Raw genomic sequence first — 13,033 nt, 5'->3', positions numbered from 1 at the left:
ACTAATATAAAAAAGGATACGGACACATGGCAGATAACACACAAGTTGTCTCAGCACTTGCAGCAGTGTTGACAGATTTAACAGCATCAGAAATTGCTGAAAAATTAGAAGCACCAAAATCATCAGAATTAGGTGATGTCGCATTTCCAACATTTACGTTGGCCAAAGTTTTGCGCCAAGCACCACAACAAATCGCCGCTAATATTGTGGCAGAAATTGACCAAACAGGTTTTGAAAAGGTTGTCGCAACCGGCCCTTACGTGAATTTCTTCTTGGATAAAGTGGCAACATCTCGTGAAACTTTGCAAACGATTTTGACATTAAAGGCAGACTACGGGAATAACACCGACGGTCAAGGTGAAAATGTCACGATTGACATGTCATCACCAAACATTGCCAAGCCAATGTCAATGGGCCACTTGCGTTCGACTGTGATTGGGAACGCTTTGGCCAATATCACAGCCAAAAACGGTTACCAACCCATCAAAATCAACCATTTGGGTGATTGGGGCACACAGTTTGGTAAGTTGATTTATGCTTACAAGACTTGGGGATCAGAAGATGAAGTAAAAGCTGATCCGATTGCGACGTTGTTGCGTTATTACGTTGAATTCCATGACAAGGCCAAGGAAGATGACAGTTTGAACGATGCTGGTCGGGCTTGGTTTAAAAAGCTTGAAGACGGTGACGAAGAAGCACTGGCATTATGGGCATGGTTCCGTGAAGAATCACTGAAAGAATTTACAGAAATCTATGATCGTTTAGACATTGGGTTTGATTCATTCAACGGTGAAGCATTCTATAATGACAAAATGGACACAGTTGTGGACCAGTTGACGGAAAAGGATTTGTTGGTGACGTCGCAAGGGGCACAAATTGTCGATTTGACAGATATCAACCCGAACTTGACACCTGCCATGATTAAGCGCACAGATGGGGCGACTTTGTACATGACCCGTGATTTGGCGGCAGCAGTTTATCGTAAGGATACTTATGATTTTGCCAAGTCTTTGTACGTTGTGGGTGGTGAACAACGGGAACATTTCGTTCAAATGAAGGCCGTGTTGTCATTAATGGGCTTTGAGTGGGCCGATGATGTTGAACATATTTCCTTTGGTTTGATCACCTTTAACGGTAAGAAAATGTCAACGCGTAAGGGTGATGTTGTCTTGTTGAAGGATGTCTTAAATGACGCCCATGATTTGGCTTTGAAGCAAATCCAAGAAAAGAATCCAACCCTTGAAAACAAGGAAGAGGTTGCCGAACAAGTCGGTGCGGGTGCCGTCGTCTTCCACGATTTGATGAATGACCGTACCAACAACTTTGACTTTAACTTGGAAGAAGTGGTGCGCTTTGAAGGTGATACGGGACCATACGTGCAATATACCAATGCCCGTGCTAAGTCAATTTTGCGTAAGGCGCCTGTTTCAGTTAGCTTGGATGCAGTGACGCTGGATGACCCAATGACTTGGGATATTATCACGACGTTGAACAGCTTCCCAGCTACGGTGCAACGTGCTTGGCAACAACGCGAAGCTAGCATCATTGCCAAGTATGCTTTGACGCTATCACGCGCCTTTAACAAGTACTATGCCAACTCAAAGATTTTGACGGATGATGACCAATTGCAAGCACGTTTAGCCTTGGTTGAAGCCGTTACCATTGTGTTGACAGAAAGCTTGCGTTTGCTTGGTGTGAAAGCACCAGAAGAAATGTAACCAGGCGTTGCATGGCCGCTGCTTAAAGTAGTAGCATTTATTCTCATGTAGGAGAAAAATATGATTTCAAAACAACAACGGCAGGCATTAATCCTTGAGATTATTCAAAATCAAGTGATTACAAGCCAAGAAGATTTACTCAGTGAGTTATTGAAAAATCAAGTTGAGACAACGCAAACAACAATTTCTCGTGATATTCGAGCGTTGGGAATTGTCCGCATTAAAGATATTGACGGCCAACTACGCTATCAACAACTATCATCAGATGATGACCAAACAGGTAATCCGGTGACAGCAAATGCTGTGGATTCAGCGATTGCTGAATATGCCATTTTTGTCAAGCGCGTGCAATTTATGACGATTATTAAGACGACAGATTCTAGTGGCAACGCTGTTGCAGGGATTATTGACGATGCCGATTTGCCAGAAGTTGTTGCAACGTTGGCCGGTTTTGACACCATTTATGTCACCAGTCCAGATGAAGCAAGCGCGGAAGTGCTGACGGCTCGCTGGTCAGCTTTGATAGGTTAAGGTATGAAGGCGTTGAAGCAATTGATTCAGAAAATGCGTGATAAGATCAGGCCGGTTGCCCAGCGTTGGCAGTTGTGGCGATTACTGGTGGTTATCTTTTTAACCGGTTTTCTACTAATGAGTGTGTATTTAGTGGTCTTGGCGAAAACTGCCCGTGTGCAGAACTTGCAAGCGACGCTGGCGCAAACCACGTCAGTGTACGATGATGCAGGTGATAAAGCCGGGGAATTGTATTCGCAAAAAGGGACCTATGTCAGTTATGATAATATTTCGCAAAATATGCGTGATGCGGTCATATCAAGTGAAGATCGTAATTTTTACAAAGAACATGGTTTTTCCATCAAAGGAATTTTGCGAGCGGTGGTGCTCAACTTGAAAAATAAGTTGACGGGCTCGTCAGCAATCGCCGGTGGTGGCTCGACCTTAACGCAACAGTTGGTTAAGAATGCCTACTTGACGCAAGAACAAACGATGACGCGTAAAGCCAAGGAAATTTTCTTGTCGATGCAGGTTGAGCAGGTGTATACCAAAAATCAGATTCTCACGATGTATCTGAATAACGCATGGTTTGGTCATGGTGTTTGGGGTGTTGAAGATGCTGCCCAAAAATATTTTGGGGTGCATGCTCGTGATTTAACCACGTCTCAAGCGGCAACCTTAACGGCCATGTTGCCAAGTCCGGCATTGTATAATCCAATTGATCATCCACAGGCTGCGCTTGACCGGCGGAATGTGGTACTTGGCACAATGGTTGCCAATAAAAAGTTATCGGCTTCTGAGTATAAGTTAGCTAAAGCCGCGCCGATGACGTTACGAGATACGTATAATAGTCAAAATAATTATCGTTATCCGTGGTTCTTTGATGCCGTTATCAATGAAGCGATTCAAACGTATGGTTTGACCGAAACAGACGTCATGAACCGTGGCTATAAGATTTATACAACGTTGAACCAGCAAGATCAGAAGCATTTGCAAACGGATTTTGATAATCCGGCCATGTTTAATTACAATACTGACGCACAGGCGGCCAGTGTGATACTGAATGCCAAAACTGGTGGTGTCCGGGCTGTCGTTGGGGCGCGCGAAGACACGCATACTTTCCGTGGCTTTAACTATGCAACCCAATCAAAGCTGTCGCCAGGTTCAGCCATTAAGCCGATTGCCGTTTACGCGCCAGCCTTGGAACGTGGTTACAGTATCGATACGATGCTACCAAACACGACGCGGACTTTTGGGACGAATCATTATTCGGTGCACAATGCCTTAGATGTGCAAACGGCAGACGTACCGATGTATTCAGCTTTGGCGCACTCGTATAACGTGCCGGCTGTTTACTTACTCAATAAAATTGGTGTTAATGCCGGGTATGCCAGTGCCAAGAAGTTTGGCCTACCGTTGACTGAGAAAGATAAAAATCTTTCATTAGCATTGGGCGGCTTAACGAACGGTGTGTCACCGATTCAAATGGCACAGGCTTACACCGCCTTTGCCAATGATGGGGTGATGAGTGATGCGCACTTTATTACCAAGATTGTCGATGCGACGGGTAAAGTGGTTGTCTCACAACCAAAAGCCAAGCGGACACGCGTCATCAGTTCACGTGTTGCCGACAATATGACGCGGATGATGCTTGGGACTTACACTAACGGAACGGGTCTTGGCGCAGCGCCACGCGGCTTTACCATTGCAGGTAAAACAGGCACCACTGAAAATTCCAATGATACGCAAAATGCCCAATCATCGAAAGATTCATGGGCGCTGGCCTACACGAAGGATGTGGTGTCTGCCTATTGGATGGGCTTAGATACGAAGAATAAAGATAATAGTTTACCTTTGGGACTGACAGCAACAATGGGCCCATTAGTAAAGTATTCGCTCCAACAAATTTTGCCAAATACGCCAGAGACGAACTTCTCAGTCACTAATCCTAATAGCACGTCAGATAATAATAATCAGGCGAGTCAAGGGATTGATTGGGGCCGTTTGGGCTCTGATTTCTCAAATGGGGTTAATCAGGCAGTCGATGGTGCGGGCAAAGCTTGGCAAGCAGTTAAAGGCCTCTTTGGTGGCCAATAATCACGTAACGTAAACAATTAAAAATAAGAGGATAATAATATGACAGTTAACATTTATGATAACGCCAACGAAATGGCAAATGTTTTAAAAACAACCCCACAATACACAGCTTGGCAAGCAGCATTTGATGCGATCCAAGCTGATGCAGAAGCAAAGGCATTGTTTGATCAATTCCAAGACATCCAAATGGCTGTACAACAAATGATGCAAACACAACAACAACCAACAGTAGAACAAGAAAAAGAATGGAATGCTGTTACTGAAAAAGTACAAAAAAATGACACAATCACGGCATTGTTGGCAGCGGAACAAGCTTTGAATACATTGTTGACGGAGTTAAACGATATTGTCACAAAGCCAGTAGCGGATGCTTACGCAGCTTTGCGTCGCTAAATTACAGCACCGGACGTGATGACAGCGTTCGGTGTTATGAAAGAGGAAAATGATGTTAAAGAAGTTTTTTGAGTTTTTCAAAGAATGGCTTGTGCCAATCGGTTCAGCATTAATTATTGTCATCTTAATTCGCACGTTCCTATTTACTTTTGTTCACGTTAGTGGCCCATCAATGACGCCTAATTTGCAAAACAACGAATTAGTGATTTTGAATAAGATTACTAAGTATCAACGAGGCGATGTGGTTGTTTTTGATGCGCGTCAGGAAGATCCAAGAATTCGACCTGGTGAAAAAGATTACGTGAAGCGCATTATTGGTGTCCCTGGGGATACCATCTCTTATAAGGACTCAAATCTTTATGTTAACGGCAAGCAAGTTAACCAAGATTATATTGGGATTAATGAACGGACCGAAGGCACAGAAATGTCATTTGGTAAGAACTGGTCATTAGCGAGTCTGTCAGCGAGTGATTTGTGGCAAAAGAAGGATCGTAACAAGGTGAAAGTGCCAGCCGGAGAATATTTCGTGATGGGTGATCACCGCTCAGTTTCTAACGACGGCCGTTACTTTGGTTTCGTTGATGCCAAGCATATTGAAGGTAAGGTAATTGTCCCATTCTGGAACTCAAATCAAACAGCTAAAGCAAACGTCAACCAACAAAATAAGCATTTCTTTGCAAAATAGCATTTGCAACTGAGCCAAAAAAATGCTACTATATGTGAAACGATAAAACCTTTAATTAAGTCCAGAGAGACTTGCAAGGCATTTAGATACTCGGGGTCGTAGTCTATACTATTGACCGTAATTTTCTAGAACCGCGTAAGTCTGCCGACTTACGCGGTTTTTGTATAAAGAGGGGTATTATGCGAAATTTTCTGAATATAAATGCACTCGATCGTGGTGATGTGTTAAAGTTGGTGCAACGGGCATTGGCCTTAAAAGCTGGTGCAACGCCAAAACAGACACCGTTCACCGTTGCCAATCTATTTTTTGAAAATTCAACCCGAACGCATACAAGTTTTCAGATGGCTGAAAACAAGCTGGGCTATCATCAGATTGTGCTTGATCCACAAACCAGTTCGATGTCAAAAGGGGAAAGTTTAGCAGATACCCTAAAAACCCTTAAAGCAATCGGCATTGATGTTGCGGTAGTCCGGCATGCCGTCAATGATTGGTATGTGCCAGTGCTTGAAGCAGCTGGTCATCCCATCCCACAATTAGTCAACGCGGGTGACGGGAGTGGACAACATCCTTCCCAAAGCTTACTTGACTTGGTGACCATATATGAACAATTTGGTCATTTTGATGGGTTGCATATCCGAATTGTTGGTGATTTGTTACACTCACGGGTGGCACGTTCCAATGCGGAAATCTTGCATCAATTAGGTGCTAACGTCACGTTCTCAGGACCGGACAGTTGGTTGCCGGATGATTTTCAACAATTTGGTCACTTCGTTGCCATTGATGAGGATTGGGACAAACAGGATGTGGTCATGTTTCTCCGTGTTCAGCATGAACGGATTACCCAAACGGAAAACTTAAGCTTTTCAGCTAGACAGTATCACGAACGATTTGGCTTAAATCAGGCGCGTTATGCGCGTTTGAAAGCGACCGCGATTGTGATGCATCCGGCCCCAGTCAATCGTGATGTTGAAATCGCAGACAACTTAGTGGAAGCACCAAAATCTCGCATTTTTGAGCAAATGACGAACGGTGTTTATGCCAGAATGGCAATCTTAGAATATACAATGGAGACTGAACATGCAGCTGATTAAAAACGCAAACCTGCTCGTAGACGGTGAGCTTAAGCAACACGATGTCTTGATCGATGGCCAAACAATTGCGCAAGTCGCCGAAACAATCACACCCCCTACGGCAGAAGTATTTGATGCCAATGGCGCTTTTCTCACCAATGGGTTGGTGGACGTGCATGTGCATTTCCGTGAACCAGGCTTTACGTATAAAGAAACGATTGCTTCTGGTTCTGCCGCAGCGGCTCGCGGCGGTTTTACAACCGTTGTTGCCATGCCAAATCTCAATCCAGTACCGGATAGTCCTGAACGCGTTGCCCAACAGGTTGCGCTAAATGCCAAAAATGGGGTTGTCCATGTCGCACAATACGGCGCTATTTCAGCTGGATTAACGGACCAAACGGTTTCAGATATTGCAGGCATGTCAGCCGCTGGAGCGGTTGCCTTCAGTAATGATGGGAAAGGGGTGCAAACAGCCGATACGATGCTGCAAGCCATGACGGCGGCCGCCAGCGTCCATAAGCCATTGGTTGCGCACTTAGAAGATGACTCCTTACTCCATGGTGGTGTGATGAACGCTGGCGCAACGGCCAACAAATTGCAATTACCAGGTATTACAGGTTTGGCCGAAAGCGCACAACTTGCGCGTGATCTTGTCCTAGCGCAAGCAACTGGGGTGCATTACCACGTGGCTCACATTTCAACGCAAACGTCTGTTGAACTCGTGCGTTTAGCGAAAGCACAGGGCGTGCATGTAACGGCTGAAGTATCACCACACCATCTTTTATTAGCGGATTCAGATATTACAGGGGATAACGCCTTGTTCAAGATGAACCCACCGCTACGTTCGCAAGCCGATCGCGAAGCGGTGTTAGCAGGTCTGCTGGACGGTACCATTGACATGGTAGCGACTGATCATGCGCCACACGGGACGACAGAAAAGGCACAATCCTTTAAAACAGCCCCATTTGGCATTACAGGTATTGAAACAAGCTTCCAATTGCTTTATACGCATTTGGTGAAATCAGGGGTGATGACGTTAGAAACGTTGATCCACCGTATGTTGGTCGCGCCGGCTACCGCCTTTGGTTTGCCAGCACCAACCCAAATTGCTGCTGGCGAAACGGCCGATTTGGTCTTGTTTGACTTAGCAGCACGGGACACGATTGCTGAAGCAGACTTCAAATCACTCGGTAAAAACACGCCGTTTGTGGGTTGGCCGGTCTATGGGCGCACAATGGCCACTTGGGTTGCTGGTGACATTGTGTATCAAGCATGACACGGCAGAACGTAAATTACAGTAAGGATAAGGGACAAATGAAAAAGCGATATTTAGTACTTGAAAATGGATCAATCTATGAAGGTGAAGCCTTTGGGGCTGAGACAGACGTGATGGCAGAACTGGTATTTAACACCGGTATGTCAGGTTATCAAGAATCAATCACAGATTTATCCTATCGTGGTGAAATGATTGTCTTCACTTATCCTTTAATTGGTAATTACGGCATCAACCGTGATGACTTTGAAAGTTTACGGCCAGCAGCCTCAGCCATTGTTGTACATGAAATTGCGCGTTGCCCAAGTAACTGGCGACAAATGATGAGTTTGACGGAATGGGCTGAACGCATGGGGATGCCAGGGATTACTGGCGTTGATACGCGTGCCTTGACACGTGAGTTGCGTGACCAAGGCGCCATGAAGGCGGCTTTGGTTGATGAAGTGACGGACGATGTGTTTGTGCAATTGCGTGATTTTGAAACATCAGCAGATTTGGTTGCCGAAGCGACGACAAAGACGCAATACCAAAATCCAACGGATGGTGTGTCAATCGCCTTGATTGATTTTGGTTTGAAGAACTCGATTTTGCGCGCTTTAGCGAAACGTGGCGCTAACGTGATGGTCTTTCCAGCTGATGTGTCAGCCGAAACAGTGCTGGCAGCTAATCCAGATGGTATCCTTTTGTCAAATGGCCCTGGTAACCCTGAAGATGCCGCATACGCCATTCCAACCATTCAAACGTTACAAGAACAGTTGCCATTGATGGGTATTTGCTTGGGTCACCAGTTGTTTGCCCTGGCTAATGGGGCCCAAACTTATAAAATGAAATTTGGTCATCGTGGCTTTAACCACGCGGTGCGTCATTTGGCACATGAGCGTTTGGACTTTACTTCACAAAACCACGGCTATGCTGTGGATCGTGATAGCTTGGGGGACACTAACCTTGAAGTGACTCATGAAGAAATCAACGACTTAACAGTCGAAGGTTTGCGCCTCAAGAACCACCACGCTTTCTCAGTTCAATTCCATCCAGATGCTGCCCCAGGGCCACACGATGCGGAATATTTATTCGATGATTTTTTGAACATGATTGCGGAAGCACAAAAGGAGACAACACAACATGCCTAAGCGTACAGACATTAACAAAGTATTGGTGATTGGTTCTGGCCCAATTGTGATCGGACAGGCTGCTGAATTCGATTATTCTGGCACGCAAGCTGCCTTGAGCTTGAAAGAAGAGGGTTACCAAGTCATTTTGGTAAACTCAAACCCCGCCACAATTATGACGGATGCAGAAATCGCTGATAAAGTTTATGTTGAGCCAATCTCAATTGACTTCATCGAACGTATTTTGCGTAAGGAACGTCCAGATGCCATCTTACCAACGCTTGGTGGCCAAACTGGTTTGAATATGGCCAAAGATTTGTCTGAAGCAGGTATCTTGGATGACTTGCATATCGAATTATTAGGCACAAAGCTCACGGCTATTGAAGAAGCGGAAGATCGTGAAGCGTTCAAGGATTTGATGGAACGTTTGAACGAACCGATTCCTGAATCAACGATTGCGACCACTTTGGAACAAGCCTTGGCATTTGCTGACACGCATGGCTATCCAGTGATTGTTCGTCCTGCCTATACTTTAGGTGGTACGGGTGGTGGAATTGCAACCACGCATGACGAGTTAGTCGAAATTGCCGCCAATGGGCTAGAATTATCACCCGTGACGCAAGTATTGATTGAACGTTCAATTGCCGGTTATAAAGAAATTGAATTTGAAGTGATGCGTGATGCCAGTGATAATGCGCTGGTCGTGGCATCCATGGAAAATTTTGATCCCGTCGGTATCCACACGGGTGATTCAATTGTGACGGCACCAGTGCAAACTTTGTCAGATCGCGAAGTGCAAATGATGCGTGATTCAGCCTTGAAAATCATCCGTGCCTTGAAAATTGAAGGTGGTGTGAATATTCAAATGGCTTTGGATCCAAAGTCTTATAAGTATTACATCATTGAAGTTAACCCACGTGTCTCACGATCATCAGCGTTGGCTTCCAAAGCAACAGGTTATCCTATTGCCAAAATGGCGGCCAAAATTGCGGTTGGGCTAACATTGGATGAAATCATTAACCCTGTAACTGGCACGACTAAGGCCGAATTTGAACCAGCCTTGGACTATGTCGTCTTTAAAATTCCACGCTGGCCATTTGATAAGTTTGCCACTGCCGATCGCCGATTGGGTACGCAAATGAAGGCCACCGGCGAAGTCATGGCGATTGGTCGTAACATGGAAGAAGCCATGTTAAAAGCGGTGCGTTCGCTTGAAATTGGGGCAACAGGCTTAAATGACATCACCTATGATGATATGACAGATGAAGCATTGCTTGATGCTTTGATGCCTGCTCGTGATGATCGTTTGTTCATGATTGCTGACTTGTTGCGTCGTGGTGTCAGTATCGAAACGATTCATGATAAAACGCAAATTGATGAATTCTTCTTGGATAAAGTGTCACACATTATTGAAATCGAACGTGATTTGGCAGCGCATGTTGGCGATTTAGATTACTTACACTACGCGAAGAAAAACGGTTTTGCAGATGAAACAATTGCCGGAATTTGGCAAAAAACAACGGCAGAAATTCGACAATTACGCCAAGAAGCCGGGATTATCCCAGTTTATAAGATGGTGGATACGGTGGCTGCTGAATTTGAGTCACAAACACCTTATTTCTACGCGACCTATGAACGCGAAAATGAGTCTGTAAAGTCAGATATGCCATCTGTTATCGTACTTGGTTCAGGGCCAATTCGTATCGGGCAAGGCGTGGAATTTGATTACGCGACCGTGCATGCCGTTAAGGCGATCCAACGGGCCGGTTACGAAGCCATTATCATGAACTCGAACCCTGAAACGGTCTCAACAGATTTCTCAATTTCAGACAAGCTCTACTTTGAACCGTTGACACTTGAAGATGTTTTGAATGTGATTGACCTCGAACAACCTTTGGGTGTTGTGGTGCAATTTGGTGGGCAAACAGCGATTAATTTGGCTCAACCATTAGCTGAAAATGGCGTGCATATTCTTGGGACAACGGTTGAAGATTTGAATCGTGCCGAAGATCGTGAAGCCTTTGATCAAGTCATTAAACAATTACAACTTCCACAACCCATTGGTAAAACAGCTACCACAGTCGAAGGCGCTTTGGCAGCCGCCCAAGAAATTGGCTATCCGGTGTTAATTCGCCCATCTTACGTGTTAGGTGGTCGGGCAATGGAAATTGTGTCATCAGATGATGAACTCCAAGACTATATGCAACGGGCCGTCAAGGTGTCAAATGATCACCCCGTTTTGATTGATTCTTACTTGGTCGGCCAAGAAGCAGAAGTGGATGTTTTGTCAGATGGTGAAACAGCGGTTATTCCAGGTATCATGGAACATATTGAACGTGCCGGTGTGCATTCAGGTGATTCGATGTCAGTCTACCCACCACAATATTTGTCACAAAAAGTCCAAGATGAAATGACACAAGCAGCCATTAACTTGGCAAAGGCGATGGGGACAATTGGGTTGATGAACGTACAGTTTGTGATTCATGAAGACACGGCTTACGTGATTGAAGTGAACCCACGAGCTTCACGTACGGTGCCATTCATTTCAAAGGTGACCCATATCCCATTGGCACAACTGGCAACGCGGGTGATGTTGGGCGAAAAGTTAGCGGATATGGGCTTTGAAACGGGTCTGGTACCAGCTGATGATATGGTCCATGTGAAAGCACCAATCTTTTCATTTACTAAGTTACCAGACGTTGATTCACTACTTGGGCCAGAAATGAAGTCAACTGGTGAAGTTATGGGCTCAGACGCAACTTTGCCAAAAGCTTTGTACAAAGCCTTTGTGGCCTCAAACATTAAAGTGCCACAATATGGTAATGTCCTCTTTACAGTTGCTGATGACGATAAGGAAGAAGCGTTAACGTTAGCCCGTCGTTTCAATGACCTTGGATTTGCCTTGTTTGCCACGGCCGGCACAGGCGCTTATCTTGCTAGTCAAGGCTTACCTGTTGAAACATTGGACAAAATTGCTGAATCTGACAACAATTCAGTTGAAGCTTTACGCGCACAAAAGCTCCAAGTTGTGATTAACACGACACAAGCGGATGATCGTGCCGAATCAGACGGTCGTTTGATTCGAAATGCGGCCATCGAAAATGCAGTGCCGCTGTTTACGGCATTAGATACCGTTAGTGCTTTCTTGGATGTTCTGGAAAGCCGTAGCTTTACAGTCAATGAAATGAAATAATACCTGCAGTACTAATAAAATTGTCCGGTGAGACAAATTAGGAGAAAAAATGACGCAACGCTTAGCAGTAAAGTTACCAGGCTTAAACTTGAAGAATCCGATTATGAATTCATCAGGGGCTGTTTATTTTGGTCTGGAAGATATGTACGGGATTGAAAAAACTGGGGCCTTGGTGACGAAGACGATTACCATGGCGCAACGTGCGGGTAATCCGCAACCTTGGGTCATTAACATCACCAGTGGCGTGATGAACTCGGTTGGTTTGGCTAATCCTGGTGTTGAGCAGGTCATGGCTGATTTATTGCCAAAAATTACGGCAAAATATGCCGGTGAAATCCCCGTAATGGCCTCTATTGCGGGTGAATCCGTTCAAGAATATCGTGATTTAGCGCAGTTGTTATCCGCAACGGGACATATCACAGCCATTGAAGTGAATTTATCTTGCCCAAACGTGGACCGTGGCGGTATGGCCTTTGGGGTGGATGCGCAGGCTGCTGCAGAAGTGGTGACGGCGATTAAAAGCGTGACGGATTTGCCAGTGTATGCCAAATTGTCACCCAATGTCACGGATATCAAACCCATTGCCAAAGCTGTCGAAGACGCAGGTGCTGACGGCATTGTTTTGATTAATACGGTAGTGGGGATGCGCTTTGACTTGAACACCCGTGCGCCACAATTAGCGCGTGGCACAGGCGGTATGTCTGGGGCAGCGATTCATCCGATTGCAGTCCGATTTGTATATGAAGTTGCCAAAACTGTGGCGATTCCGGTGATTGGGGTTGGTGGCATTCGTACGGTTGATGATGCCTTAGAAATGCTAATGGCTGGTGCGAGCGCTGTTCAAGTCGGTTCCGGGTTGGCTGAAAAACCAGACATGATGTTGGACATCATTGCAGCGCTGCCTGAAGCCCTCGATCGCTATGGTTTTGACGATGTGCAAGCCGTGACGAACACGTTTAAGAACTCACAGAACTGAAGTTGAAAG

At 45.3% G+C, this 13,033-nt stretch carries 10 protein-coding genes; all 10 read left to right on the top strand.

The genetic code is table 11. From position 1 onward, the window contains the following. Window positions 1–26 precede the first annotated feature (26 nt). The 10 genes from argS (at window position 27) to A9176_RS07435 (ending at window position 13,024) form a co-directional block, all read left to right on the top strand. Window positions 27–1,718 (top strand): arginine--tRNA ligase, encoded by a 1,692-nt coding sequence (gene argS, locus A9176_RS07480; protein WP_029509833.1) that lies wholly within the window; start codon window positions 27–29, stop codon window positions 1,716–1,718. A 60-nt stretch (window positions 1,719–1,778) separates the two neighbouring features. Continuing rightward, window positions 1,779–2,249, top strand: coding sequence for an arginine repressor (locus A9176_RS07475; protein WP_077282977.1), 471 nt, complete (start codon window positions 1,779–1,781; stop codon window positions 2,247–2,249). 3 nt (window positions 2,250–2,252) lie between these two features. Continuing rightward, entirely contained in the window at window positions 2,253–4,325 is a 2,073-nt protein-coding gene (locus A9176_RS07470) for a PBP1A family penicillin-binding protein (protein WP_077282974.1), read from the top strand. Window positions 4,326–4,364: 39 nt separating this feature from the next. Beyond that, window positions 4,365–4,718, top strand: coding sequence for a YlbF family regulator (locus A9176_RS07465; RefSeq protein WP_077282972.1), 354 nt, complete (start codon window positions 4,365–4,367; stop codon window positions 4,716–4,718). A 52-nt stretch (window positions 4,719–4,770) separates the two neighbouring features. Beyond that, window positions 4,771–5,403: a signal peptidase I gene (lepB, locus tag A9176_RS07460; protein ID WP_077282970.1), complete on the top strand. Its 633-nt coding sequence runs from the start codon at window positions 4,771–4,773 to the stop codon at window positions 5,401–5,403. 179 nt (window positions 5,404–5,582) lie between these two features. Then, entirely contained in the window at window positions 5,583–6,494 is a 912-nt protein-coding gene (locus tag A9176_RS07455; RefSeq protein ID WP_077282969.1) for an aspartate carbamoyltransferase catalytic subunit, read from the top strand. Next, on the top strand, window positions 6,481–7,749 hold the full coding sequence (locus A9176_RS07450) for a dihydroorotase (protein ID WP_077282968.1): 1,269 nt from the start codon (window positions 6,481–6,483) through the stop codon (window positions 7,747–7,749). Before A9176_RS07455 ends, A9176_RS07450 begins: the two co-directional genes overlap by 14 nt. A 38-nt stretch (window positions 7,750–7,787) precedes the next feature. Continuing rightward, window positions 7,788–8,876: a carbamoyl phosphate synthase small subunit gene (locus tag A9176_RS07445; RefSeq protein WP_077282967.1), complete on the top strand. Its 1,089-nt coding sequence runs from the start codon at window positions 7,788–7,790 to the stop codon at window positions 8,874–8,876. Then, window positions 8,869–12,048, top strand: a complete 3,180-nt coding sequence (gene carB, locus A9176_RS07440) for a carbamoyl-phosphate synthase large subunit (protein ID WP_077282966.1) — start codon at window positions 8,869–8,871, stop codon at window positions 12,046–12,048. Before A9176_RS07445 ends, carB begins: the two co-directional genes overlap by 8 nt. A gap of 49 nt (window positions 12,049–12,097) precedes the next feature. Next, window positions 12,098–13,024 (top strand): dihydroorotate dehydrogenase, encoded by a 927-nt coding sequence (locus A9176_RS07435; RefSeq protein WP_077282965.1) that lies wholly within the window; start codon window positions 12,098–12,100, stop codon window positions 13,022–13,024. Window positions 13,025–13,033 lie beyond the last annotated feature (9 nt).

Origin of the sequence: Leuconostoc garlicum (assembly GCF_001998805.1) — a bacterium.
Classification (GTDB): domain Bacteria; phylum Bacillota; class Bacilli; order Lactobacillales; family Lactobacillaceae; genus Leuconostoc; species Leuconostoc lactis.
The sequence above is the reverse complement of the archived record's forward strand: the minus strand, read 5'-3'. Positions and strand labels throughout refer to the sequence as shown.